Annotated in this window: 22 protein-coding genes and 3 pseudogenes; 6 read left to right on the top strand and 19 right to left on the bottom strand. The window is 44.8% G+C overall.

Going from position 1 to position 26,721, the window contains the following annotated elements; genetic code table 11:
* Positions 1–57: 57 nt before the first annotated feature.
* The 5 genes from AC04Q6_RS03225 to AC04Q6_RS03205 are packed head-to-tail and all read right to left on the bottom strand — an operon-like array spanning position 58 to position 4,995.
* Positions 58–519 (bottom strand): NUDIX hydrolase, encoded by a 462-nt coding sequence (locus AC04Q6_RS03225; RefSeq protein ID WP_021978061.1) that lies wholly within the window; start codon positions 517–519, stop codon positions 58–60.
* A gap of 23 nt (positions 520–542) precedes the next feature.
* The gene (locus AC04Q6_RS03220; RefSeq protein ID WP_118070532.1) at positions 543–1,469 is read right to left on the bottom strand and encodes an AEC family transporter; all 927 of its coding nucleotides are present in this window, start codon (positions 1,467–1,469) and stop codon (positions 543–545) included.
* Positions 1,470–1,509: 40 nt separating this feature from the next.
* Positions 1,510–2,958, bottom strand: coding sequence for a P-loop NTPase family protein (locus AC04Q6_RS03215; protein ID WP_118063885.1), 1,449 nt, complete (start codon positions 2,956–2,958; stop codon positions 1,510–1,512).
* 22 nt (positions 2,959–2,980) lie between these two features.
* Positions 2,981–3,682, bottom strand: a complete 702-nt coding sequence (locus AC04Q6_RS03210) for a DNA alkylation repair protein (protein WP_118070056.1) — start codon at positions 3,680–3,682, stop codon at positions 2,981–2,983.
* The gene (locus AC04Q6_RS03205; protein ID WP_243006116.1) at positions 3,679–4,995 is read right to left on the bottom strand and encodes a Na+/H+ antiporter NhaC family protein; all 1,317 of its coding nucleotides are present in this window, start codon (positions 4,993–4,995) and stop codon (positions 3,679–3,681) included. Before AC04Q6_RS03205 ends, AC04Q6_RS03210 begins: the two co-directional genes overlap by 4 nt.
* A 313-nt stretch (positions 4,996–5,308) precedes the next feature.
* Between AC04Q6_RS03205 and AC04Q6_RS03200 the strand changes: the two genes are divergently transcribed.
* Positions 5,309–6,892: a glucose-6-phosphate isomerase gene (locus tag AC04Q6_RS03200; RefSeq protein WP_118063889.1), complete on the top strand. Its 1,584-nt coding sequence runs from the start codon at positions 5,309–5,311 to the stop codon at positions 6,890–6,892.
* A gap of 88 nt (positions 6,893–6,980) precedes the next feature.
* A complete protein-coding gene (locus AC04Q6_RS03195; RefSeq protein ID WP_118070058.1) occupies positions 6,981–7,811 on the top strand; it encodes a Cof-type HAD-IIB family hydrolase in 831 nt (276 codons plus the stop codon).
* A gap of 96 nt (positions 7,812–7,907) precedes the next feature.
* Here AC04Q6_RS03195 and AC04Q6_RS03190 read toward each other — a convergent pair whose 3' ends face one another.
* From AC04Q6_RS03190 to AC04Q6_RS03155, 8 genes and pseudogenes are all read right to left on the bottom strand, one after another.
* The gene (locus tag AC04Q6_RS03190; protein WP_178087456.1) at positions 7,908–9,350 is read right to left on the bottom strand and encodes a DUF6935 domain-containing protein; all 1,443 of its coding nucleotides are present in this window, start codon (positions 9,348–9,350) and stop codon (positions 7,908–7,910) included.
* Positions 9,351–9,644: 294 nt separating this feature from the next.
* Positions 9,645–10,901, bottom strand: a complete 1,257-nt coding sequence (locus AC04Q6_RS03185; RefSeq protein WP_022427252.1) for a competence/damage-inducible protein A — start codon at positions 10,899–10,901, stop codon at positions 9,645–9,647.
* 31 nt (positions 10,902–10,932) lie between these two features.
* On the bottom strand, positions 10,933–11,472 hold the full coding sequence (gene pgsA / locus AC04Q6_RS03180) for a CDP-diacylglycerol--glycerol-3-phosphate 3-phosphatidyltransferase (protein ID WP_015525184.1): 540 nt from the start codon (positions 11,470–11,472) through the stop codon (positions 10,933–10,935).
* Positions 11,456–12,793, bottom strand: a complete 1,338-nt coding sequence (gene rimO / locus AC04Q6_RS03175; RefSeq protein WP_118070061.1) for a 30S ribosomal protein S12 methylthiotransferase RimO — start codon at positions 12,791–12,793, stop codon at positions 11,456–11,458. Before rimO ends, pgsA begins: the two co-directional genes overlap by 17 nt.
* A gap of 100 nt (positions 12,794–12,893) precedes the next feature.
* A pseudogene (gene rpoZ / locus AC04Q6_RS03170) lies at positions 12,894–13,148 on the bottom strand (DNA-directed RNA polymerase subunit omega); the annotation flags it as partial.
* A 53-nt stretch (positions 13,149–13,201) separates the two neighbouring features.
* The gene (gene gmk, locus AC04Q6_RS03165; RefSeq protein ID WP_118070067.1) at positions 13,202–13,822 is read right to left on the bottom strand and encodes a guanylate kinase; all 621 of its coding nucleotides are present in this window, start codon (positions 13,820–13,822) and stop codon (positions 13,202–13,204) included.
* Positions 13,815–14,087 carry an extracellular matrix/biofilm biosynthesis regulator RemA family protein gene (locus AC04Q6_RS03160; protein ID WP_118070069.1) on the bottom strand — a complete coding sequence of 91 codons (273 nt, stop codon included), beginning with the start codon at positions 14,085–14,087 and terminating at the stop codon, positions 13,815–13,817. Before AC04Q6_RS03160 ends, gmk begins: the two co-directional genes overlap by 8 nt.
* Before the next feature lie 44 nt (positions 14,088–14,131).
* Positions 14,132–15,009 (bottom strand): annotated as a pseudogene (locus tag AC04Q6_RS03155) (YicC/YloC family endoribonuclease).
* 149 nt (positions 15,010–15,158) lie between these two features.
* On the opposite strand from AC04Q6_RS03155, the gene AC04Q6_RS03150 reads away from it, so the two are divergent.
* Entirely contained in the window at positions 15,159–16,910 is a 1,752-nt protein-coding gene (locus AC04Q6_RS03150) for an Rqc2 family fibronectin-binding protein (protein WP_021978074.1), read from the top strand.
* Between the two features lie 184 nt (positions 16,911–17,094).
* Here AC04Q6_RS03150 and AC04Q6_RS03145 read toward each other — a convergent pair whose 3' ends face one another.
* From AC04Q6_RS03145 to leuS, 6 genes and pseudogenes are all read right to left on the bottom strand, one after another.
* Complete coding sequence (locus AC04Q6_RS03145) at positions 17,095–18,333, bottom strand: AGE family epimerase/isomerase (protein WP_118070071.1); 1,239 nt, start codon at positions 18,331–18,333, stop codon at positions 17,095–17,097.
* Between the two features lie 167 nt (positions 18,334–18,500).
* Positions 18,501–18,677 (bottom strand): hypothetical protein, encoded by a 177-nt coding sequence (locus AC04Q6_RS03140; RefSeq protein WP_476389519.1) that lies wholly within the window; start codon positions 18,675–18,677, stop codon positions 18,501–18,503.
* A 179-nt stretch (positions 18,678–18,856) separates the two neighbouring features.
* Positions 18,857–20,148: pseudogene (locus AC04Q6_RS03135) on the bottom strand (chloride channel protein).
* Between the two features lie 79 nt (positions 20,149–20,227).
* Entirely contained in the window at positions 20,228–20,884 is a 657-nt protein-coding gene (locus tag AC04Q6_RS03130; RefSeq protein WP_118063906.1) for a TVP38/TMEM64 family protein, read from the bottom strand.
* Between the two features lie 91 nt (positions 20,885–20,975).
* On the bottom strand, positions 20,976–22,337 hold the full coding sequence (locus AC04Q6_RS03125) for a radical SAM/SPASM domain-containing protein (RefSeq protein WP_118070075.1): 1,362 nt from the start codon (positions 22,335–22,337) through the stop codon (positions 20,976–20,978).
* Between the two features lie 346 nt (positions 22,338–22,683).
* Positions 22,684–25,101, bottom strand: coding sequence for a leucine--tRNA ligase (gene leuS / locus AC04Q6_RS03120; RefSeq protein WP_118070077.1), 2,418 nt, complete (start codon positions 25,099–25,101; stop codon positions 22,684–22,686).
* A 249-nt stretch (positions 25,102–25,350) separates the two neighbouring features.
* Here leuS and AC04Q6_RS03115 point away from each other — a divergent pair, with 249 nt between their 5' ends.
* Genes AC04Q6_RS03115 through AC04Q6_RS03105 form a run of 3 tightly spaced genes read left to right on the top strand, consistent with a single transcriptional unit; the run spans position 25,351 to position 26,583 of the window.
* A complete protein-coding gene (locus tag AC04Q6_RS03115; RefSeq protein ID WP_476389518.1) occupies positions 25,351–25,857 on the top strand; it encodes a cation:dicarboxylate symporter family transporter in 507 nt (168 codons plus the stop codon).
* On the top strand, positions 25,814–26,080 hold the full coding sequence (locus AC04Q6_RS03110) for a cation:dicarboxylate symporter family transporter (protein ID WP_476389517.1): 267 nt from the start codon (positions 25,814–25,816) through the stop codon (positions 26,078–26,080). Before AC04Q6_RS03115 ends, AC04Q6_RS03110 begins: the two co-directional genes overlap by 44 nt.
* Positions 26,081–26,082: 2 nt before the next feature.
* Entirely contained in the window at positions 26,083–26,583 is a 501-nt protein-coding gene (locus AC04Q6_RS03105; RefSeq protein WP_476389528.1) for a cation:dicarboxylate symporter family transporter, read from the top strand.
* The last annotated feature ends 138 nt before the right edge of the window (positions 26,584–26,721 follow it).

Here is a 26,721-nt window from a genome sequence, read left to right as displayed (position 1 = left end):
TCCTTCCTATAATTTTTTATTATTTTACCATAAAAACGCAGATGCGCAAACTATCATCTAATACAAATAAATCTTCTTTTCTACAAGTCTGTCCCCTTCATACTGTAATTTTACGGAAAAAAAGCGTTCTTCTCCAGAAAGAAGCAGATCAAGAAATACTTTATCCCCCTCCCATGCAGGCAGTTCAGGCACTTTGGTTTTGTCAACCCAGCAAAGTTGTCCTTCATTACATTCAATCAGTTCTCCTGTATATCTGTCCGCTGTGAAAACACACATAAGCTCAGATTCATATTCATTATTAACAAATGTCACCAGCCCACGAAATTTATAAGATGTAAGTGTTAATCCGGTTTCCTCCTTCACCTCGCGCATAAGACATTCCTCCGGAGTTTCCTGACTTTCTACATGTCCGCCAACACCGATCCATTTTCCACCATTCATGTCATTCTGTTTTTTAATTCTATGAAGCATCAGATATTTGTCATCATTTTCTATATAACATAAAGTGGTTGTCGTCATTTAAATACCTTCTTTCCGTTTAATCACCCTACCACTGCCAACACAATATAAACCAGAATCGAAACAATACAATACAATGAATTTGTTGTAGAAGCATATGCACTGCTTTCTTTCTTTTTCAGAAATGTCTGCATACTGAATGTTGCTGGAGACGACATATATATAATAATTGCCAGATTCAAAAGTCTGGAACTTCCGACCAGATATTTCACAGCTATAAGAACTCCCATTATCATCGCTGCCTGCAAAATAATCCTCAGAAAAATAGTTTTGATACAGGGTCCTATAAGTTCCGGTACCAGTTCCATACTGTACCCAACAACAATAAGGATAATAGGCGTAATTGCAGTTGTCAGAATGCTTTCTGCACTGAGATAGCCAGGACCAAAAGAACTATCCATCAACCGGTTGATCAGCCCCGTCAATCCGGCGATGATTCCAAGAACCGTCCCTATAAAAGCAGGAGTTTTTAATGCACTGTAAAATAAACTTTTTGCATTGATCTTTTCTCCGTTTTCCGTTTGTCCCAGCATTCCCATATACACACTAAAGCCAAAAAGCAATCCTGCAATATCCAGCACCGCAATCTGTGAAAGATTTTCGCTGCCACAAAGGCTTGTATATAAAGGATATGCCATCATTCCGCCTTCATAGATACAGACCAGAAAAGGAAGATATTTTTTATAGGGTTCTTCCATAAATCTCTTCAGCAGGAATCCCACGCCAAATGAAATCAGAAGCATTATGAACATGATCAGCACCAATGTTCCAATCTTTCCACTGTATTTTGCAGTCGCAAGCGCATGAAAAATTGCCACAGGAAGCATAATGTTTGTTACCAGTGTTTTCATGTTATTGACACCATTCTGATCTAAAAGTTTCCACTTTCTACACAGCATTCCAAGAATGATCATAACCAGTACCGGTAAAACAATCTCTAAAACATCCATTTTCTCTGTCATCCTCTCCGTTGTCCTTAATTTTTTATTTCTATCTGTTTCTGTGCATCTGCAAAATTTCCAGCAGCACTTCATATACTTCCATATTTTCCTTTACCACAAGAGCCAGACTCTCTTTCGCCTGGTTCAGAAGATGAAAAAGTCTCCGCACACTGAAATCTTTTTCCGAAGAACACATGAATCTGAGATATCCTTTTTCATCGTAATAATATTGTTCGTCCAGTAATACAACAATCTTCTCCTCGTCTCTCACTGCCTGGGCATCAAGCTGTCCAGATCCCTCTGTCGTCCGCCGCTGATATCCCTGTCTCACAAAATCATTCATAAGATTTTCCGATTCTCGGCCATTACCAGCATACACCACTGCAATATTCGGATACCATCTGGGACTTCTTTTTTCCGGCAGGTGCATCATGTTCTGGATAAAAGTGGAAAGCTCCGCATTGGTACGGATCCGGTTTGTCAAATGAAATTTCTGGAGCCCCGGCAGATTCTCCAGTCTTTCCACAATGCTCCGGTCCAGCTCTTCCGGTGAAATCACATCTTCGGAGTCACTGGAAAAGATCACTGGCCTGTGCTCACTCCATGCAAGCAGAACAGATAATTTTTCCAGGGACAGAAGATGTGCTTCATCCACCAGAATACTGCTGTAACAGCCAAGATCTGTCGTCTTTCTCAACTGATTATCCGCCAGAAAGTCTGTCCGCCGCAGACGTTCATGAAGGAGCTTCCATTCTTTTCCAGCCTCTCCGCAGTGAATGATACAAACCCTCTGTCGTACGGAAAGCTTCATCGCAATATCATAAAGCAGCAATGTTTTTCCTGTTCCGGGAAGTCCACTGAACCAGAAATATCCTTCTCTTTCTCCACGAATCCGCTTCAGGATCTGTCGTTCAATATCTCTCTGCTGAGAGGTAAGGAAATACTCTTTTTTGAGAAAACGTTCCGGTTCTGTCAGTGGAGAGATCAGATACAGTTCTGCCTGAAACAGCTTTTCAATATCTCCCTCATAGTCCGGGGTTTCTTTCTCCAATGCATTACAAAGCTGTTTCCAGTCTCCCTCCACAATATGATCGTGATTGGTCAGTCTCACCAGACGGTCTTCACTGCTGATATAAGTATACGACAGGATCGGTTTCCCGAAAACGGACAGATAATACCGGTTCTGGATCAGCTGTCTCCGGATGGCCTCGTCCGATACGCTGCCGCTTTTCAGTTCAATATTCACAATCTGGTCATCTTTGATCTGAAGAAGGTCAAACTCCTTTCCAAGCTTCGGAATCTGAAACGAATAAAAAAAACGGAGTTTATATACTTCTTCCATATGTAGTTCCAGCTGTTTCACCAGCGCTTTCATACTTTCCAGTTCCCACTCTTTAATCCGGAGGAAAAAATCTCTGCCAGAAAGCTGACGCTCCAGTTTCTGGATACATTCCATATTCTGATTTCTTGTAAGTGCATAGATCGATATTGCTTTCATATTTTGCCCCTTACTTTACCGTTCATTTCTTTATCCGCAGTGTCCTTAAATATTCCTTCTGCTCCGATGTAATCCGGTAACTTTCAATGGCCTTCTGTATCGTCTTGTTATGAGTCCAGACATCCATCTGACGCTTTTCCAGGAAAGGAAGAACGTTCTCATACTGTTTTGCCAGAGCTGTGGCAAAATACCAGGCACGCATCATATTTACATAATATTCTTCCGACCGGATCGCTGCTACTTTTTCAGGATATTCTGTTTTAAATTCTTCATCCAGATAATGGCGCATCAGCATACTGATTCCAAACCGGATGGTATACGGCTGATCCGATTCTATCCAGCGAAAAACTTCCCGGATAAATATATCCCGGTGTTTTTTCATCATATGGAGCGCCAGCAGATCACAGGTTGCCCAGTTATCAATAAACGGGAGAAAACGCTCCAGTTCTTCCAGACATTTATCATAGTCTCTGATCTGTTCGATCAGCAGTCCATGGAGATTATTTTCCTCATAATACTGATGAGGTAAAACCTTCAGGAACAATTCAGATTCTTCTGTTTTTCCAAACTCTTTTGCAAATTTCCGGAGTATCGGTGTCCGGATACCGATGATCTTTTCTTTCTCCACAGTCGGAATCAGCCTTGCATGAAAATCCCGATATCCTGTATCCTGCATTTCGAACAGTCTTTTCCGAACATCCCGGATCATCTCTTCCTGATTCATTTATCATCCCCGCCTTTTACACCAAAGATTGCGATCAGAGAACTTACAAGCAGAAGCATGGGATAAAACAGTTTCGGCATGATCTGAAAAGCAGAAAGCTCAAATCCCAGTTCCTTTGCCGCAGAAATGGCAACCAGCATCTGGGCTCCATACGGGATCACCCCCTGGAAAATACAGGAAAATGTATCCAGGATAGAAGCTGTCTTTCTGGAAGTGATCTTATATTCCAGCGCCATTTCCTTTGCAATGGGGTTGGCCATAACAATGGCTACCGTATTATTGGCTGTTGCGATATCCATGGCTCCAACCAGAAGTCCCATACCGAGAAGTCCGCCCTTTTTCCCTTTAAAAACTCTCTGTATTCCGGAGAGCAGTGCTTCAAAGCCTCCATGCTCACGGATCAGCGCACACATGGCTGCTACAAGGATAGCCACCATGCAGGTCTCAAACATTCCGGAAACGCCGGAGCCGATATTAGTCAGGAGCTCCACAGGTGCGATATGTCCTCCAAGAAGCATGATAAATGCTCCGGAGACAATTCCGATCAGAAGTACCACAAATACATTGATGCCGATGATCCCGCCGATCAGAACCAGAACATACGGAAAGATCTGTATAAGATGATAATCCTGTACCACTCTTCCCTGGATCTCTGTCTGAAAAGACAGGATAAGGATCAGGATCAGTGTAACAACAGCTGCCGGAAATGCGATCCAGAAATTTTCCCGGAATTTATCCTTCATCTGACAGCCCTGACCGTTGCAGGCCGCGATCGTGGTATCAGAAATAAAAGAAAGGTTGTCACCGAACATGGCTCCTCCCATCACCGACGCCACACAAAATGCCATATCAAAACCGGAGGCTTTGGAAACTGCTACCGCAATAGGGGTAAGAAGCGTGATAGTCCCAACGGAGGTTCCCATCGCCACAGATACAAAGCAGGCAACTACAAACAGTACCGCAACGGAAAAACGTGCAGGTATCAGAGAAAGCATGCAGTAGGCCACACTTTCTGCACTGCTGCGCCCCACAACGCCCACAAAAGAGCCTGCAGTCAGAAAGATCAGAAGCATGGTGATGATATTTTTATCCCCTACTCCTTTTGCCATAAGCTCCAGCTTTCTGTCAAAGCTGATCGTTCTGTTCTGAACACATGCCACCAGGATCGCAGCCAGAAAAGCCACAACGATCGGTACATTATAAAATCCCATGGGGATCTTCATCACATACTCAAACAAAATCCCCAGCCCCAGATACAGGACCAGGAAAACACCGATAGGCAGCAGTGCGATCACATTTCCTTTTTTCCTCATTTCCTCCATAAAACAATTCCCTTCATCACTTATTATATTCCCGGCTTTTTCTCCGGGTGATCTGTTTTCTATCATATCATATTTCCCCATTCCTGTCCTGCTGCCGGCGGAAACTTCTTCACATTTCCGGCACGATCCTGTTATCTCTGATATTTTTTACCTTATTTAACAAGATTTTCACTAATTAAATCGTTCCTTCCGTTGAAATCCAGAGCTTTTTTCAGTATAATTGGCTGTAGACAATTGTGAAAAAGATATCCAACGGATTTATAGTGATATCTCGGATCACAGTCATTAAAGGAGGAATATGATTATGGCAACATGGAAAAATCTTGACACTCTTGCTTCTTACAGCACACTTAACGGTCTGAAAGATCACGTGAACATTGCAGAGGCAATGTCCGGCGAGCAGGGTGCAGAACGTGTAAAGAAGTACAGCGTACCGATGGCAGCAGGTCTGGCTTACAATTACGCAGCTAAGGAAGTGGACGAGACCGTTCTTGACGCACTTTCCAAACTGGCTGATGAGGCAGAACTGATTGAGAAATTCCAGGAATTATACAACGGTGCAGTGATCAACACAGGCGAGAAACGTATGGTACTTCATCATCTTGCACGTACACAGCTTGGCGAGCCTGTTGTTGTTGACGGTGTGGACAAGCGTGAATTCTATGTGGCACAGCAGAAGAAGGCCGCAGATTTTGCAAACAGAGTACATGCAGGCGAGATTACAAACGAAGCCGGTGAGAAATTTACTACTGTTGTACAGATTGGTATCGGCGGAAGTGACCTGGGACCGCGTGCATTATATATCGCACTTGAGAACTGGGCAAAGGCAAACAACACCTTCAAGATGGAAGCAAAATTCATCAGCAACGTTGACCCGGATGATGCAGCTGCTGTTCTTGCATCTGTAGATCTTGCTCACTCTCTTTTCATCGTTGTATCCAAATCCGGTACAACACTTGAAACTCTGACAAACGAGGCATTCGTAAAAGACGCCCTTACAAAAGCGGGCCTGAACCCGTCCAGACATATGCTTGCTGTAACCAGTGAGACCTCTCCTCTTGCAAAGAGTGATGAGTACCTTACCGCTATTTTCATGGACGACTATATCGGCGGACGTTACTCTTCTGTTTCCGGCGTAGGCGGAGCAATCCTTTCCCTTGCATTCGGACCGGAGGTATTCGCAGACATCCTTGACGGAGCTGCTGAAGAAGATAAGCTTGCAACAAATAAGAACATTCTTGAGAACCCGGATATGCTGGATGCCCTGATCGGCGTTTATGAAAGAAACGTACAGGGATATCCTTCTACTGCAGTTTTACCATACTCCCAGGCATTAAGCCGCTTCCCAGCTCATCTTCAGCAGTGTGATATGGAGTCTAACGGTAAATCCGTAAACCGCTTTGGTGAGCCGGTGGATTATGTGACCGGACCGGTGATCTTCGGTGAGCCAGGAACCAACGGACAGCATTCCTTCTACCAGCTTCTGCATCAGGGAACCAATATTGTTCCGCTTCAGTTCATCGGCTTTAAAAAGAGCCAGCTTGGTGTTGATGTTGATATCGAGAACAGCACAAGCCAGCAGAAACTCTGTGCAAACGTTGCAGCACAGATCGTTGCTTTTGCATGCGGAAAAGAAGATGAGAACCTGAACAAAAACTTCAAGGGCGGACGTCCTTCCAGTATCATTGTCGGTGAGGAACTTACACCGAAGTCTCTGGGTGCGCTTCTTGCACACTTTGAGAACAAGATCATGTTCCAGGGCTTTGTATGGAACCTGAACAGCTTTGACCAGGAGGGTGTACAGCTTGGTAAGGTTCTTGCAAAACGTGTTCTTGCTCATGATACAGACGGAGCACTGAAGGTTTACAGTGATCTTCTGAATATCTGATAAGCAGATAAATACCGTCCCGGGAAATATTTTTTTCGGGACGGTTTTTTTGTATATGTGACCTTAACCGTGAAAGGAATTCTTAAATATGCAGCAGATAAAAATGATCGGTCTTGATCTGGACGGTACTCTTCTGAACACCAAAAAAGAGCTCACAGAAAATACCAGGCGTGTTCTCAGGGAAGCTATTAATGCAGGGATCCTTGTTCTGATGGCTACCGGCCGGCCATATACTGGCATTCCCGCGGAACTGAGAAATTTTCCGGGAATTCACTATGCTCTCACCTCCAACGGAGCCAGAGTCCTTGATACAGACCATAATAAACTTCTTATCGAGCAGCTTCTTCCCATGGAAAGTGCAAAAAAAGCTCTCCGTATCTTTGAAAAATATGATACTTTAAGTGAGATCTATTTTGACGGGCAGGGATATGCAGACACTGCCAAGCTTGACAATGTAGGAAAATATCATCATGATCCCAATATGTGGGATTACGTTAGATCCACCCGTATTGCAGTTCCTGACATCTGGGATGTGATTGCTAAAGAGCACCGCAATATGGATAAGGTGCAGGCACTTTTTGCCAACCTGGATGAGCGTGCAGCTGCCTGGAAGGAATTAAGCGAACTTAAGGAACTGGAGCTTGTCGGTTCCTTAAGCTATAATATTGAGATCAATGCAGCAGGTGTCAATAAAGGAACTGCCCTTGTTGCGTTAGGTAAAATGCTGGGAATCCCAAGAGAATCCATTATGGCATGCGGAGACGGAGACAATGATGTGCATCTTCTCCGGGAAGTTGGCTTCGGCGTAGCCATGGCCAATGCACAGTCGCAGGTAAAAGATGTGGCGGATTATATTACCTCTTCTAATGATGAAGATGGTGTAGCACGCGCCATTGAAAAGTTTGCGCTGCACCGATGAGATATTCTATTATGTATGCCAAAAAGGAACCGACAGTTTTTACGCTGTCGGTTCCTTTTTTAGAATGGGATTGAATAGCGGTACATTCACATTCGATCAATATTCATAGTTTCCTGCCGGCTGTTTGATCCTGGTAAGAAGATCATGCCAGGACTGATCCCAGATATACCATTTTCCGGTTTTGGAGTGCTTATATGTACAGATCCATCTGGAACTGTCGCTGCCTGCAAAATCAGTAAATGATCTGTAGATCGCAGGAGTGGTCTGGGTCGGTTCAAAATACGGGATATCTTCACTGATGGAATTTCCCTTACCCGGAAGTGTGTCCTGTCTTAACGTAATGGAAATCGGTTTAGACGGAGTATAATTGTTGGCCGGAGTTGCTCCGTTCAGGTAAGAATTGCCAAGATATTTATATCCGTTATCCGCTTTCATACGATCTCTCAAAAAGTTTTTGTAATACTGAGTCATCTCTTTATTGTTGAGATAAGAAATCATCTCCTCGCAGTCCGTCGGATTGGTCGGTGTCCAGGTACGATATGCAAGAATCAGAAGAGCCATGGTCTTATAGCGGCTGTCTGCCGTTGTGATATCATACTGTTTCAGCTCCTCTGCATTGGTCGGGATCGTGGTAAAGGTGTAAGTATAGGTATTTATCGTTACATCAATGACTTCCTTCTGTCCTTTATCGTTGGTGATCTCTTTTTTTGCAGATTTAGTTCCTTTTGTAAGAACCGGCTCCACCTGTTTCTTTACTGTCTGTGTCACGTGGACAATACAGCTGCCTCGCCAGGTACTCTTATCCCGGACCTGGATCTTTGTTGTTCCCACATTCACTGCCGTTACTTTGCCTTTACTGTCTACAGTTGCAACAGATGTATCATCACTGGTCCATACAAGAATCTCTTTATAATTCTTTACCTGAAGCTGTCTCACATCACCTTTATTCATATTTAAGGTGGTGGCACTTAAAGATGGTTTCGGCACCGGTGTAGGTGTCGGCTTCGGTTTCTGCGCTGCTTTTACTGTAACCTTACAGTTAAATTTCTTCGTATTTGCCTTCGCTGTGATCACTGCTGTTCCTTTTTTCACTGCGGTGATCTTTCCTTTGGAATCCACACGTGCGATCTTCGGATTGGAAGAAGAATATTTCACCTTCACAGTTGTTCCTGTCAATTTAATGGCACTGAATTTCTTTTCTGTTAATGTCAGCGATGTCCTGCTGAGCTTCGGTGTTTCTACCTTTACAACACATTTATATGTTTTTTTGCTTACCTTTGCATAGATCGTTGCGGAACCTTTATTTTTTGCAACCACCTGGCCTTTGCTGTTTACGGTCGCAACGCTCTTTTTGGAAGATCTCCAGGCAACCTTCTGCTTGGTCCCGGTAACCTTGAGTGTTGTCTTCTCACCTTTTAAAAGAGTTACTTTTGTTCTGTTCAGTTTTGGTGCGGCGCTGACCGTCACACTTCCAAATGCCATCGTAAAAATAAGGCTGATCAGCAGCACAAAACACAACAGATTTTTTTTCTTTTTCATTCTGATTTCCCCCTTTCCGGTAAAACGTATATTTACGTCATATATTGCTTTAATCATATTTTAGAGGAAATCCCTTATAAAAACACTAGCACTTATGATAGTATCCTTGTAAATATGATCGTTTATATTCTTTCATCGCCCATAACGGGGCTTATTGTCAGGAAACAAAAATAAAACAGGACTGATTTTTGATACAGATACTTGAAATCAAAAGTTTCATCTGTTTAAAAATCAGTCCTGTTATATAAAAAATATCATGGTTGATCCGTAATAGCAGGCAGATCAAGGCATTCGCTATCTGCTCATAATGATACAGTCACGTAACATCGCCAGTGCATGCGCTGTAGTCTGCTCGCGGATTCGCATGCGGTTTCCTGTGAAGTGGAACTCTTTGGCAATGGCCTTGCCCTTATAACAGCAGCCCATAAATACAGTTCCAACCGGAGTTTCCTTTGTTCCACCTCCCGGTCCTGCTAAACCTGTCACGGAAATACTGATATCTGCTCCGGATGCTTTGCAGGCACCCTTTGCCATTTCTCTGGCACATTTGGCAGAAACTGCACCCTGCTCCTTCAGAGTACGTTTCTTCACTCCCAGGCATTTATGCTTGGCCTTATTACTGTAGGTCACAAAGCCATATCCAAACACCTCAGATGCACCGGATACATTGACAATGCGCTGGGCGATCATACCGCCGGTAAGCGATTCCGCCAGGGAAAGCTTCAGATCTTTCTCTTTCAGAAGATCGATCACCGCTTCCTCCAGTGTCTTGCTCTCATCTGTGGCAAAAACATTCTCTCCAAAACGCTTCTTTAGCTCCTTGACAACCGGTTTGATCAGCTTTCTGCAGGCCTTTTCATTCTCTGCGCTTGCTGTCACACGAAGATGCACTTCACCGGTTTTGGCATAAGGTGCAATGGTAGGATTGGTCTGACTTTCGATCAGATCCTGGATCTCCTCTGCTACCTGGCTCTCACCGATCCCGCTGATCTTAACCATCTGGGATACAATGATCTCCGGCTGGTTTTTCTGCAGATACGGGACAACGTACTCCTCGAACATGGGCTTCAGCTCATTGGGAGGTCCCGGAAGAAGGATCGCGGTTTTTCCTTTTTTTTCAAGGATCAGTCCCGGAGCAGTTCCGTTATGATTATCAAGAACAATGGCTCCCTCAGGGACCATGGCCTGTTTGTAGTTGTTCTTCGTGATACGTCTCTGAGGATTGTTTTTCTCATATTCCTTCAGATATTTATCGATCAGTTTCCTTGAGTGGGAATCTTCCTTAAGCGGCATTCCCATCAGATCAGCAGTTACTTCCTTGGTGATATCATCCTCTGTTGGTCCAAGGCCTCCGGTCAGGATCACAACATCGGAACGGTCCAGTGCGGTACGGATCACGTCACGCATACGGCCTTCATTATCCCCTACTACATCCTGATAGTAAACACTTAACCCAAGCAGGGCGCATTTTTCAGAAAGATAGGCACTGTTGGTATTTACGATATTTCCAAGAAGGATCTCGGTTCCTACAGATATCAGTTCTGTGATCATGGAAAGAAACTCCTTTCGTATACTCTGATCCCTACTCCTGCATGGAAAGGACCTTTCTGTTCTGCATGATATAAGTCAGCAGGGAGATAATGGTCAGTGCAACGGACAGCCAGATAAATATCTGTGTCAGCACTGCAAAAACGCCTCCAAAGTCCAGCATCAGAAGTATGATCATGATCATCTGGGAAACGGTTTTGAATTTTCCCCAGTAGTTTGCGGCAATGACAATTCCGTTCTCAGCTGCGATCAGACGGAAACCGCTGATGATAAATTCCCGTCCAATGATAATGATCACAACCCATGCCGGAAGCTTGTCAACCTCGATCATACAGATCATGGCAGAGCATACCAGAAGCTTGTCAGCCAGCGGATCCATAAATTTTCCAAAATTGGTTATCAGATTATATTTTCTGGCAAGATGACCGTCAAACCAGTCTGTCACACTTGCTGCGACAAAAATCGCAAGACAGATCCAGCGGTTTGCTTCTCCTCCCCATCCTGTCAGTAAGAAAACTACAAGAAATGGTACAAGTATCATTCTTGCAACTGTAAGTTTATTCGGTGTATTCATCGCTCAGCACTCCTATCAAATCATACTCAAGCGCACCTGTCACACGTACCTTTGCAAAATCACCTGTCATAAGCAGTTCGCCTGTCTGAACGAAAATGTATCCGTCAACCTTCGGTGCATCCCCATAGGTACGTCCGATATAGGCACTTTCATCTGCAACTTTTCCTTCGATCATAACAAGAAGTTCCTGTCCGATACGGTCCTGGCCTCTGTCGTAAGAGATTTCCTGCTGAAGCTCCATCAGCTCGTCTCTGCGTTCTTCCTTCACTTCTTCCGGAACCTGGTCTGCCATCTCTGCTGCCGGGGTATTCTCCTCCGGAGAGTAAGTGAAGACACCGAGACGGTCAAATTCCATCTCATCTACGAACTCCTTCAGTTCTTCATGATCTTCCTCCGTCTCCCCCGGAAATCCGGTGATCAGAGTTGTACGCAGTACGATATCCGGAATCTCCTTACGGAGCTTTCCGATAATATCGATCAGTTCCTGTTTGGAAGTGCGGCGGCCCATTCTCTTAAGAATGCGGTCCGATGCGTGCTGGATCGGAATATCCAGATAATGACAGATCTTTTTCTCATCACGAATGGTTTCGATCAGTTCATCGTAAATCTCCTCCGGATAGCAGTAAAGAACACGGATCCAGCGGATACCTCTGATCTCACAGAGCTTCTTTAAAAGAATGTGAAGAGATTTTTTGCCGTAGAGATCCTTGCCGTAAACGGTGGTCTCCTGTGCTACCAGGATCAGCTCCTTCACGCCCTGCTCTGCCATATCCTCTGCCTGGGCAACAAGGCGCTCCATGGGAACGCTTCGGAACCTGCCGCGGAGTTTCGGGATGATACAGTAGGTGCAGTGCTTGTCACAGCCTTCTGCGATCTTCAAATAACCGAAATGTCCGCCAGTAGTAAGGACACGTTTGCTTCCTGTGTCCGGAAGATAGTCAATATCACGGAACTCTTCGAAATGATTTCCGGCTGCTGCTTCTTCCAGCGCCTTTACGATGTCTCCATAGGACGTGGTTCCAAGAACAGCATCTACTTCCGGAACCTCCTGGATGATCTCCTTCTGATATCGCTGTGCCATACAGCCGGTAACAACCAGGGCATGGCAGCTTCCTGTTTTCTTGTATTCTGCCATCTCAAGAATGGTTTCCACACTCTCTTCCTTGGCGTCCTTGATAAAACAGCAGGTATTGATCACGATTGCATCTGCCTGTGTCTCATCGTCTGTGATCTCATGACCTCCGGCTGTAAGAAGTCCCAGCATTTCCTCGGAATCCGCCAGGTTCTTATCACAGCCAAGAGAGATGAATAATATCTTCATACAGTTACTCCGCTTCTGTCTGAGCTGCATCTGCAGTCTCAGTGCTCTCTGCGTTCTCACCTTCTGCTGCCTCAAGGGCCTCTTTCTCTGCTTCAAGAGCTTCCAGTTCTTCCTCTTCTTCCTGTCCGGGAAGGATCTTTACCTTGCCCTTGTAGAGCTCATCAATGGCAACGGAAAGCGGTTTCTTTCCTGCTGCACCAGGTACAAGCGGCTCTGCTCCTGCGATCAGCTGACGTGCACGTTTGCTTGCTGCAAGTACAAGAGAATAACGGCTGTTCAGCACGAGAGCCTCATCGTCGTCCTCGTTGTTTGTGTTGATAGCCTCAATTAATTCTGAATAAGATGGATGTATCATATCTTTTCTCCCTTCTGTAACGGCAGGGCCGTATTTAACTTGTTAATTGGTATTTATAAAAAAGCTTCCGCTTCTTTCTGAATTCTGGATACAAAATCATGGTTTCTGGATGCGCGCATACGCTCACATCGGATGGTTTCATGAAGTGTATCAACACATTCCTCCAGATCATCGTTGATCAGGAGATAGTCGTATTTATCCATTCCCTTGGATTCTTCAACGGCTCTTCTGAGACGTCCGTTGATCACATCCAGAGTTTCTGTTCCGCGGCCTACCAGACGGTTCTTAAGCTCTCCCATAGATGGCGGGCAGACAAATACAAGCAGAGTATCCGGGAATTTCTCACGGATCTTCATGGCTCCCTGGATCTCGATCTCAAGGATCACATCTTTTCCTGCTGCAAGCTGTTCCTCCACATATTTACGAGGAGTACCGTAATAATTCTCCACATACTGTGCGTATTCGATCAGTCCGTCTTCCCGGATCAGCTGTTCAAATTCTTCTTTTGTGCGGAAGAAATAAGCTTCTCCGTCTTTTTCGCCTGGTCTTGGATTTCTGGTGGTAACAGAAACGGATAATGCATAATTGTCATATTTCTCCATCAGCCGTTTCATGACGGTGCCCTTTCCGGAACCGGAAAAACCAGAAACAACAACTAAAATTCCCTTACTCATTTCCTTCCTCCCTCTCTTCCTCTCCGTAGGCTTCCGAAAATCTCCTGGCAATGGTTTCCGGCTGCAAAGCGGAAAGCACAAGATAATCATCGGAAGTAACGATCACTGCTTTTGTTTTTCTTCCCTGTGTGGCATCAATCAGGGTGCGGGTTCCCTTGACACTCTGTATCATGCGCTTCACAGGAGCGGCATCCGGACTTACCACAGCCACGATCTTGCGTGAATTGACAACATTTCCAAAGCCTACATTGATCAGTTTCGCCATTTCCGCTCTCCTTTTCTGTCTGTGTACGGTCTTTATCTGTCCGGTTACTCGATATTCTGGATCTGCTCACGGATCTTCTCGATCTCTGTCTTCAGATCGATAGCCGCGTTGGATACGGTAAGATCATTGGATTTAGACAGGATGGTGTTCGCCTCACGGTTCATCTCCTGTGCCATGAAATCCATTTACGCCCCACGCCCTCGTCCTCATCCAGGATCTTTCTCATTCCGTGGATGTGGCTTCGAAGACGTACCGTCTCCTCGTCATTGCAGATCTTATCTGAAAAAAGTATCACCTCCGCGGCAATCCTGGAATCATCGATCTGGTTATCTTCAAGAAGCTCGTGCATCTTGGCTTCCAGTTTCTCCCGATAAGCCTTTACTACTTCCGGAGAACGTTTTTCCACTACATCGACCTTTGCTTCCAGTCCGTCCAGCTTCCCAAGAAGATCCTGTTTCAGATTGGCACCCTCACGCTGGCGGGTCTCCACAAATTTCCGGCAGGCCTCATGAAGCGGACCCTCCAGAAAATTCCAGAGCTCTTCCTCATCCGGAGCCTGCTCTTCCATTGTAAATACATCCGGATATCTGGAAAGTGTGGAAACACGGATATCGTTCTCGATCCCCAGCTCCTCACTCATCTGGTTCAGATAGCCCAGATATTCCTTTGCCAGCTCTGCATTGTATTTCAGAGCCATTCCGCCCATTGTATAGTCTTCATAGGTGATGAACACATCGACTTTGCCACGGCGGATATAAGTCTTCATCACATTTCGGATCTCTCCCTCAAAATAGCTGAGTCTTTTCGGCATTTTGATGTTCAGATCCAGATATCTGTGATTGACGGATTTCAGTTCAACAGAAACCTTACGCTCTCTGGAAACTGCTTCTGCCCTGCCAAAGCCGGTCATACTTTTTATCATGTTATCCTCCAATACTGCCTCTTAAGTTTATCGGCTGCAGATAAATGCAGCCAATGATTGCATACGGATTTATTATAGTTCATTCCAAAACCCTAGTCAAACTCTTTTTTTACTGTTATAATGATTGATGTTGAAATGGAGGTAAAATCATGGCATTTGACGGAATTACAGTTTCTGCTCTCGTGGCAGAGATCGATGATAATTTAAAAGGCGGACGTATCAACAAGATCGCCCAGCCGGAAAACGATGAACTTTTGATCACAGGAAAGGGCGCCAACGGACAGAAACGTCTTCTCTTAAGTGCAAGCGCATCCCTTCCTCTGATCTATTTTACAGATAAGAACCGTATCAGCCCTTTAACCGCACCGAATTTCTGCATGCTTCTCAGAAAGCACATCGGAAGCGCCCGCATCCTTGATGTAAAGCAGCCTGGAATGGAGCGTGTGGTGGAATTTGAGCTGGAGCATCTTAATGAGCTGGGGGATCCCTGCAGAAAGCGTCTGATCATGGAGCTGATGGGCAAGCACAGCAACATCATCTTCTGTGACGAAAAGGGAATGATCCTGGACAGCATCAAACATGTCTCTTCCCATATGAGCTCTGTCCGTGAGGTTCTTCCCGGAAGAGAATATTTCATTCCCAATACCAGGGATAAAGAAAATCCGCTGACTGTTTCCGAGGAGGAGTTCACACAGCACATTTGCAAAAAGCCTGTGAATATTTCCAGGGCGCTTTACACTTCACTCACAGGTATGAGCCCGGTAATGGCTGAGGAGATCTGCTACCGTGCATCCATTGACGGAAGCGATGCAGCGCAGTCCCTGGATGAGGCAGCCTGCACCCATCTTTATCATACCTTTCTCCGCCTTATGGAACAGATCCGGAACAGAGAGTTCACCCCGAATATTGTCTACCGCGGAGAGGAGCCTGTGGAATACGGTGTCTTTCCTTATCAGCAGTTTGGCAGTGAATACCGCAGCGAAACCTTTGACAGTGTCTCTGTTATGCTGGAGACCTATTATGCTACCAAAAGTCTGCTGACACGCATCCACCAGAAATCCTCCGATCTTCGCCGTGTAGTACAGACTGCTCTGGAACGTAACCGCAAAAAATACAACATCCAGAAAAAGCAGCTGAATGATACTTCAAAAAAAGATAAGTTCAAAGTCTACGGTGAACTGATCAACACCTACGGATACGGGCTTGAGGAAGGCTGCAGATCCTTTAAGGCACTGAATTATTATACCAACGAGGAGATCACCATCCCTCTTGACCCGACACTGACACCGGCACAGAATTCCAAGAAATATTTTGATAAATACGGAAAGCTGAAGCGTACAGAGGAAGCCGTCACCGAACAGATCGCAGATACGGAAAGTGAGATCTCTCATCTGGAATCTATCTCCAATGCTCTGGATATCGCCAGATCTGAAAGTGACCTTTCCCAGATCAAGGAAGAGCTCACTGAGTACGGCTATATCAAACGTCACTACACAAACAAAAAAGGCCAGAAAGCCCAGCCGAAATCAAAACCGCTCCACTATATATCCAGTGACGGTTTTGATATCTATGTTGGAAAAAACAATTTCCAGAATGATGAGCTGACCTTCAAGTTCGCAACCGGAAATGACTGGTGGTTCCATGCAAAGAAGATGGCAGGTTCCCACGTGATCGTCCGCACCAAAGACGGTGAACTTCCGGACCGTACCTTTGAAGAAGCAGGGCGCCTGGCAGCCTGGTATTCCAAAGGTCATTCTGCTCCTAAAGTAGAAATCGACTACATCCAGAAAAAACATGTAAAGAAGCCTGCAGGTGCAAAACCTGGTTTCGTTGTATATTATACCAACTATTCTCTGATGGCTTCTCCGGATATCTCGGATCTGAAAGAGGTTACAGAATAATAATTAATCAATAAAAAACCTTCCTGTGTTTTAGTATTTCTTCTGGCCAGGATACCTGCATCTATGTAAGTATCTGTCCTGAGAAATCTTTCTGTAAACACAGGAAGGTTTTTATTTTTGCAACAAACATTCGCATTCCACTTCGTTACATGCCCATAAGTGGAAATCACTTTATGATTTTTGTTCAGATTTCCAGTTTTTTCTTTACGGCAGGCGCAATGGATGTATCTGCCTTATGATACGGGATCAATGTGGACTGCAGCGCATGATACAGGTCGGATTTTCCCGGCCATACGGTTCCTTTCAGATGATTATGCTCGTCCAGCTGATGGAACCAGGAGCCATTCTCGTGATCCATGACCACTTCATCCAGGTACTTCATAAACTCAGCATAATCTTTCGCATATTTCTCCTTACCGGTCACATGATAAAGAACTGCGGAGGTATTGATCGCTTCCGCAAGAGTCCAGTGCATACGGTCATGTACCACCGGTTTGCCATTCCAGTCTGTTGTGTATACAATCCCCGGTGCACCATCTGCATCCCAGCCGTCTTTTATAGCTGTTGTATAAAGGTTCTCTGCTGCCTGGAGATAATTTTCCAGTTTTTCTTTCTCTTCCCCGCAGTTTGCAAGTGCCCATTGAGTGATCAGCCTTGCCCACTCAATTCCATGGCCCGGTGTTGCACCATATGGCTTGAACGGGTCATCCGGGCGGTCGCGGTTGCAGTCAAGATCTGCCACCCATTCCTTTGTGAAATGTTCCGGAATCCTCCAGGAGTTATCCTCTGCCCAACGGATCACATGGTCAATGATCCTGCCTGCGCGGATGTGATATTTTTTGTCCCCGGTGACATCTCCTGCTGCCAAAAAAGCTTCCACAGTATGCATGTTTGCATTTAATCCCCGGTAATCGTCCAGCACGGTAAATTCTGTATTCCAGGTATCGCAGGCCAGTCCTTCCTCTTCATTCCAGAAATGCTGATCATAAACATCCAGCGCCTCCTCAAGGAGTTCTTTTGCCCCAGGCCTTCCGGCTGTCAGTGCGGAAGATGCAGCCAGGATCACAAAGGCATGTGCATAACACTGTTTATTGGGAACAATGCCACCCTCCTGTGTCACACCTGCATACCAGCCACCATTTTTGTCATCGTGAAGCTCTCCCCTAAGACCTTTCAACGCCGCATCCACAAGCTCTCCGCTTCCTTCATGGCCAAGCATCAGTCCCAGGCTGTATACATGTGCCATGCGGCAGGTGATCCAGGTTTCCCGGTTTCTGTCCTTCCATGGTGTTCCGTCATCCCCCAGATAATAGGAACCTCCATTTGGAGAAGGAAACCGATGTCCGAAGTTCAGAAGATCCTCACAGGATGCTTTCAGGAATTCCCGGTTTTCTTTAGTGTTGATCTCATATTTACTGTTCATTTCAACCACCCCATCTGTTTTTCTTTAGGATATCATTCTTTTTGGGGAACTTCAATTCCTTTAGATTATTTTGGCAGACTAATGAAAAAAGAGAATGCCGCATACGCATTCTCCTCATATCCAGACTTCTTAATCTCATTACCATAACGGTCACAGATAGCCCTGTATCAATCTTCAAAACAGGTGATCACATAGCGGTCGCTTTCTATGATCACATCGGAAACATTATCCCTGTCCCAGATCGCATCGCTGATGATATCTTTCAACTTATCATCCATAACGATATTAAAATTCTCCTCGATCACCTGAAACGGGACTCCCTCATTCTCCTGTGCATACTCCATGATAAAATCAAGAATCTTCTCTTTCCATACCTTAAATTCTGCCGCCTTTCTGTAAATAATAACGTTTAATATATTACATCAGATTTCCGCAGATGTCCAGATATTTTCCTGTCATGTCCATGCGGTATTCCATAAGATATTATGCCGGTATACACACGCCCTTCACATTTCACTCTATATCAGAATCTGGTATGCCGGTTCACATATTTTGCCTTATATTTGGAATACACAATGGTCTGATCCTTATAAAGGCCATAATATCCAGATGCTGCATAGCTGATAGATACTGCGATCAGATAGAAGGAGACTCCTTTAAATCCAAACATTTCAAAAGCGATCAGAATCGAAGTGATCGGGAACAGTTGGTCACACCGCAGAAAACTGCTGCCATTCCACAGGCAGCACAGATTGACGGAGAAATTCCCATAAGATTTCCCATCACACAGCCAAAGGTGGCTCCAATGCAGAAAGAAGGTACAATGATCTCTCCCCCACGAAATCCTGCACGCATAGTCAGTGCAGTAAGCACCATTTTCCAGAAAAAAGCAAACGTATCCGCCTGTCCGTCTTCCACCGCTTTTTCAATAAGCTCTGCACCGGCTCCCATATATTCATTTGTTCTCAGTATAAAGGTGACTGCAATGACCAGGCATGCTCCAACCACCACACGAAGATATTTATTTTTAAACCATTTGCCATACAAGCCTGCAGCGCCATTCAGTGCAATACAAAATACAATACTGACAACTGCGCATCCAAGTGCCACAACGCCCATTTTCAGTCCGCTTTCTATGGTAAGCGCAGGAATATCCGTCACATGAAAGCTCTCCGGCGTGACTCCCATTCCTGCCGCAAATCCGGAGGCAACCAGCGATGCGATCATACATGGCATCAGTGCCGCATAATACATCACGCCCACACTGACCACTTCCAGCGCAAAAACTGCCGCTGCCATCGGTGTTCCAAACAGTGCTGAAAACGCCGCGCTCATGCCGCACATGACAATTACATGACGGTCCTCCTCGTCCAGATGGATCCATCTTCCAAGCTGGTTGGCAATACTTCCTCCAAGCTGGATCGCTGCCCCCTCACGTCCTGCAGAACCACCGGTAAGATGAGTCAGTGCCGTTGTGATAAAGATCAGTGGTGCAGAAAGGATCGGCACATCATCTCTGGAACGCACGGTAGAAAGAACCTGATTGGTCCCTCCATCCTCTTTTCCAAGCTTCTCATACAGAAATACAATGACAAGTCCGGACAATGGCAGCAAAAGAAAAATCCATTCATGAGCCTTTCGGTAACCGGTTACTGCCTTCAACGTAAAAGAAAACAGTGTGCTGGCAGCTCCTACGATACATCCTGTAACGACAGCAAGAACCAGCCACTTGATCAGATTTGATATATCCCGGCTGACTCTTGCACTGTAATAATATAAATGTTCCTTTAATCTTTTGTTATGATCTATCCCCATGTTCCTTCCCCTCTTTTCTTTACTGTCTGCATTATACTACATTTTTCTTCACAGTAAAAGCAGTAAGGAGAAAGCCCTTTTATTTTTTCTTTCCGGAAATATATCTATGTATCAGGATCGAGAATACACTGATCATCACAAGAAGTACCGCGGAGAGCCAGAATGCCGGTGATCCGGGATTCTTGATATTTGCTCCAAATATCGTGGCAAGGATAACTCCCGGAAGTGTTCCCAGCATCCCGCCCAGCATATATATTCCAAATGGGATCTTCACCGCACCCAGAAACAGACTCACTGCATCCCCGGGCAAAAAATTCAGCGTTCTCATAAAAAAAGAAATATACAAAGGATTTCCGTTCTGGTAATCCACCACTGTTTTCAGCTTCGGATATTTGGAAGTAAGATTCTCCACCATGGAAGAGCCGGAAAAACGTCCCATCCAGTAAGGAATTGCCAGTGTAACTGCTCTTCCCAGAAAGTTCACCAGAAGTGCAGTTCCTGTAGAAAACAGATGTCCTACAGCCAGCTGCAGAACTGCAATGGGGAATACAAAGGAGACACTTTTCACGGCGTAAAACACAAGCATAAGTAATGCTGCCTTAACAGGTTCCTTCGGTGTATAGCGCAGGATCTTTTCCACAGACAGATCCTTTCTGTAACGGATGCAGAAAAAAAGCAGCACAAAAAGAAACACCACGGGCAGATATTTTCTGATGTTATCAATCATTTTTTTCATGGTCTGATCACTCCGTTTTCAAAAAAAGAGCACCGGCACCTGTTTCCAGTACCGTGCTCTTTCATAAATTCTGTTTTTTTAAGTTTCAGGATCAGCAGACTTTCTTCGCTGCCTTTCTCTCCTGATCTTCCTTCCACATTTCCTCTGCTACCGGTTTCCAGTTTTCAGCATACCGGTCACATTTTGCACAGAGATGCTCTGCACTCTCCGGTGACTGAAGATCTGTGGAATGTGCTCCGGATTTTTCTACCATTTCTCTCAGCTTCTGTGGATTTTCAAGCATCGGGCATGGGCGGTACATATTGTCATTAAACGGCTGTCCGTCATGATATGCCATCATCATCGGAGACTGCAGTGCTTCCAGAAGTGTTTTCTCGCGGATATTGGAATCAGAATAATGGATAAATACACATGGATCGATATCACCATTTGCATTGATATGCAGATAACGACGGCCGCCTGCAATACATCCTCCCACAAACTCTGCATCATTCTGGAAATCCATGGCAAACAACGGCTTTGTTGCACGGTATTTACGGATACGCTCATAGGTTTCTCTTCTCTGTGCAGGAGTAGGAAGCAACTCCGGTGCTGCATCATTTCCAACCGGCATATAATGGAAATACCAGATAAAGTACGCTCCAAGATCGATCAGGCTGTCGTAAAATGCCTCTGATGTGATAGACTCGAAATTTGCACTCGTATAACATGCAGAGATACCAAATACAAGCTTCTTCTCTCTGAGAAGATTGATGGCCTTGATAACCTTCTGGTATACACCATTTCCTCTTCTGCCATCTGTTGCAGTCTCAAATCCTTCCAGTGAAATCGCAGGAACAAAGTTTCCTACCCGAAGCATATCATTTGCAAAATCCTCATCGATCAGTGTGGCATTTGTGAAGGAAAGGAAGATACAGTCATTATGTTTTTCGCAAAGACGGATCAGATCCTTTTTTCTTACAAGTGGCTCTCCGCCTGTGTAAATATACATATAAACGCCAAGCTCCTTACCCTGGCGGATGATGTCATCGATCTCATCGTAGGTGAGGTTCAGCTTGTTTCCATACTCTGCTGCCCAGCATCCTGTACAGTGCAGGTTACATGCACTTGTTGGGTCAAGAAGGATCGCCCACGGGATATTACAGCCATATTTCTCACGGCATTCATCCTGTTTCTTCCAGCCTGCAAGATTTGCATTGATAAAAAAGTTTGCAACCAGAGTTTTCATAACATGCGGATCAATATCAGTTACCAATCTATGAATAAACGGATAATACGGATGTTCCGGATCAGAAATGGCTTCGCGGATCATTGCTCTCTGTGTAGGAAATCCACCACCGGAAAATTTATCTGCCCAGTCCATGATCTTGATAAAATTCTTATCCGGATCTTTATAAACATAGTTGAATGCCTGTTCCAGTCCGAATTTCTTAAGTGTGTTCATTGCGCTCATACTATCTCTCCTTATTTCTCTCAATGTAAATATGCAATCTAGCTAAACGGACATCCTCATTCCGTCACACTGCATTTCGAGTAACAAAGCTTTCTTACTGTCTTTGCCTGACTCATGGTGTTACTGTACGTTTTTTCCATTTGAATAACAATAGACAATATAATTGGTATGACCAAAAACTAGGCAAATCTATTAAAATGCCTAAATATTTTTGGCATTTCTTCTAAATAACATTTGTTATTTTTGTGCATGCTTACTGATTTCACGATATTTGTCTATATAAAAAACACCCTGGCAATGGCAGAAATATCTTCCGCCCTGCTTCGGGTGTTTTTAATTTATCTTATTACTTTACTACGATATTGATGATCTTCTTCGGTACATAAATCTCTTTGATGATATTTCCGGAAATCTTATCTGCAACTGCCTTCTTTCCTTCGGCGATCGCATCTTCTTTGGAGATCTCTGCCGGAATACTGATAACAGCCTTGGTCTTGCCGTTGATCTGAACCGGAACCTCGATCTCATCATCCTTCATAAGCTCCTCATCGTGAGCCGGCCACTGAGCATGGAAAATGGAATCCTCATGTCCAAGCTTCTCCCAGATCTCCTCTGCAATATGAGGAACAAACGGAGCAAGAAGAATGGTAGCTGTCTCGATGGTCTCTTTGTCAACAGCACCGTCGTTCTGCTTTGCGATAGCGATCAGCTTGTTTGTGTATTCCATAAATCCGGACACTACGGTATTCAGGCTGAAGGCCTCAAGTCTGCTGGTGATATCGTATACCATCTTATGACGGGTCTTCTCCATCTCTTTGGTAGCCGGGATATCTTTCTCAATGCTGTCAAGAGCCAGATTCCAGAAACGTTTCAGGAATCTGGATACACCATCGATTCCTCTGTCATCCCATTCTGCATCCAGTTCCGGCGGTCCTACGAACAGCTCATACATACGTAAGGAATCACATCCGTAATCATTTACAAGATCATCCGGTGAAATAACATTTCCTTTGGATTTACTCATCTTGATTCCGTTTTTACCTGTAATCATACCCTGGTTGAACAGCTTGACAAACGGCTCATCGAAATCAATCGCTCCGATATCATACAGGAACTTGGTGTAGAATCTGGAGTACAGAAGGTGAAGAACCGCATGCTCTACACCACCGATATACATATCTACCGGCAGATATTTGTCCGCTTTCTCTTTGGAAACCAGTTCTTTATTATTCTTATTATCTACATAACGGAGGAAATACCAGGAAGATCCTGCCCACTGAGGCATGGTGTTTGTCTCACGTTTTGCAGGAGCACCACAGCATGGGCATGTGGTATTCACCCACTCGTCAATAGCTGCAAGAGGTGACTCTCCGGTTCCTGTAGGCTGATAGCTCTCTACCTCCGGAAGTCTTAACGGAAGCTGATCCTCCGGTACCGGTACCGCACCGCATTTCGGGCAGTGTACGATCGGGATCGGCTCACCCCAATAACGCTGACGGGAGAATACCCAGTCTCTCAGTTTGTAATTGACAGTCTTACGTCCGATACCCAGCTTCTCGATGATATGCGGTGCTTCCTTCTTCAGTACGGAAGATTCCATTCCGTTCCACTCACCGGAGTTGATCATGGTTCCGGCAGCCTCTGTGTAAGCTTCTGTCATATCCTGGATTTCTTTACCGTCTTTTGCGATAACCTGGATGATCGGAATATCGAATTTCTTTGCGAACTCAAAGTCACGGTCATCATGAGCAGGTACACACATGATAGCACCTGTACCATAATCAGCAAGTACATAGTCAGAAAGCCAGATTGGAAGCTTCTCGCCGTTCAGCGGATTGATCGCATAAGTACCTGTGAACACACCGGTCTTCTCTTTATCCTGAAGACGGTCTACATTGGATTTCATGGAAGCATCAAAGATATATTTCTCTACAGCCTCTCTTGTCTCGTCTGTTGCAAGAGATTTCGCAAGAGCATGCTCCGGTGCAAGTACCATGAATGTTGCTCCGTGAAGAGTATCCGGTCTTGTTGTATAGACGGTGATCTTCTCATCTCTTCCTTCAACCGGGAAATCTACCTCTGCACCGTAGGATTTACCGATCCAGTCTGTCTGCATCTTCTTAACTTTTTCCGGCCAGTCCAGTTTGTCCAGGTCATTTAAAAGTCTGTCTGCATATTTTGTGATGCGGAGCATCCACTGACGAAGGTTCTTCTTGGTAACCGGTGTACCGCAACGCTCACAGCATCCGTTTACAACCTCTTCGTTTGCAAGACCTGTTTTACAGGAAGGACACCAGTTGATTGGGAACTCCTTCTCATATGCAAGGCCTTCTTTGAACATTTTTACAAAGATCCACTGTGTCCATTTATAGAAATCAGGGTCTGTTGTATTTACTTCCATATCCCAGTCATAGATTGCTGCGATATCGTTGATCTGACGTTTGATGTTCTTGATGTTTGCTGCTGTGGATACTGCCGGATGAACGCCCATCTTGATGGCATAGTTCTCAGCCGGAAGTCCAAAAGCGTCCCATCCCATCGGATGGATCAGGTAATAACCCTGAAGCATTTTATAACGGCTCCATACATCAGAGATAACATAACCTCTCCAGTGTCCTACGTGAAGACCGTTTCCGGACGGATACGGGAACATATCCAGGCAGTAATATTTCGGTTTCTTGCCGTCATTGACATTTACCGGCTTCTTTTCCCAGTTTGTGCGCCATTTCGCTTCGATGGCTCTATGGTTATAAGGTGCAGCCATTTTTTTATTCCTCCTGACAAATTACTCAGTATTAATACTTTAATGCTTTCACACACTGCTTTTAATTTTAACTACTTATGATGTATTTGTCAAACAGAAATCCAAAAACAGCTCTTTTCCATCAAAATACGCATAATCCGGCAGATTTGGCCCTGTTTTGTTGACGCTTCTTTTTCCACATGATATAATTTTTTTCATGTATTTTCCTATATTATACATACCACACATATTTTAGGAGGGAACACGTAAATGAAATCTTTTTATTCCTGGTACCGGAAGCATATTACCGGTGCGATCTTCACAGGACTGATTCTGGGTATCCTCACAGGACTTTTCCTGGCCGGACGGTTTGAACCCGTCCTCACTGTAACCAGCCTGATCGGAAGTATCTACATGAACGCCCTGAACATGATGATCTTTCCGATGGTCTTCTGCTCCATTGTCATTGGAATCTGTTCCATCGGAAATGCACATACTACCGGTAAGATCACAGCTGCATCCATGATCTATTTCCTCTGCACAACGGCACTTGCCAGCCTGTGTGGACTGATCATCCCTCGCCTTATTCACCTCGGTGAAGGCGTAAAATTCGAGATGGCAACCTCAGATATCCAGGCTACTAAGATGAGCAGCATCCTGGACACACTGAAAAACCTGATCCCGTCCAACCCCATCGCTGCATTTGCCAACGGAAACATGCCTTCAGGTTCTGGTGTTTGCCCTAATCATTGGTTTCACACTGATCGCAGTCGGTGAAAAAGGAACTCCATTCCTGAATCTGATCGATTCCGTTAATGAAGTATGTCTGAAAATCATCACAACCATCATGTACTTTACACCCATCGGTGTTTTCTGTACCATCGTACCAGTTGTGGAAGCCAACGGAACTGAAACGATCATTTCCCTTGCAACACAGCTTGCTCATTCTGTATGTGGCATTCTTTGGCTTCGCTATTGTAGTGTACCGGTCTCTCTGTAAAGCTGATCGGCAAACAAAGCCCGCTGAAATTCCTGAAAGCGATCCTGCCAGCAGCACTGAACGCCTTCGGAACCTGCTCAAGCTCCGCAACCATTCCATTAAGCAAGCAGTGTATGGAAGAAGAAATGGGCGTATCCAACCAGATCACCAGCATCGCCATTCCTCTTGGTGCTACCGTTAATATGGATGCTGTATCTATCCTGATGTCCTTTATGATCATGTTCTTTGCAAACGCCTGCGGAATCCATGTAAGTATTCCTCTTATGATCATTATCCTTCTTGCAAACGTACTGCTTTCCGTTGGTACTCCAGGTGTTCCCGGTGGTGCTATCGCATCTTTCGCAGCACTGGCAACTATGGCCGGACTTCCTGCCGGAGTTCTTGGTGTTTATATCAGCATCAATACCCTCTGTGATATGGGCGCCACCTGTGTCAATGTTATCGGTGACATGGCATGTTGCTCTGCACTGAAAAATGTTATCAAGATTGAGGAAGAAGCATAAACAAATCTTTCTGAAGTGTTATTTAAACAGAATGCAAATTACTTTACATAAAATATTTTATGTAAAGTAGCAGTAGCAAAAGCCGTAAGATATATGTTTAAGAAACTTTTACATATACTTACGGCTTTTCTGCTTATC

The sequence above is a fragment of the Blautia sp. HA9023 genome, assembly GCF_056504095.1.
The sequence above is the reverse complement of the archived record's forward strand: the minus strand, read 5'-3'. Positions and strand labels throughout refer to the sequence as shown.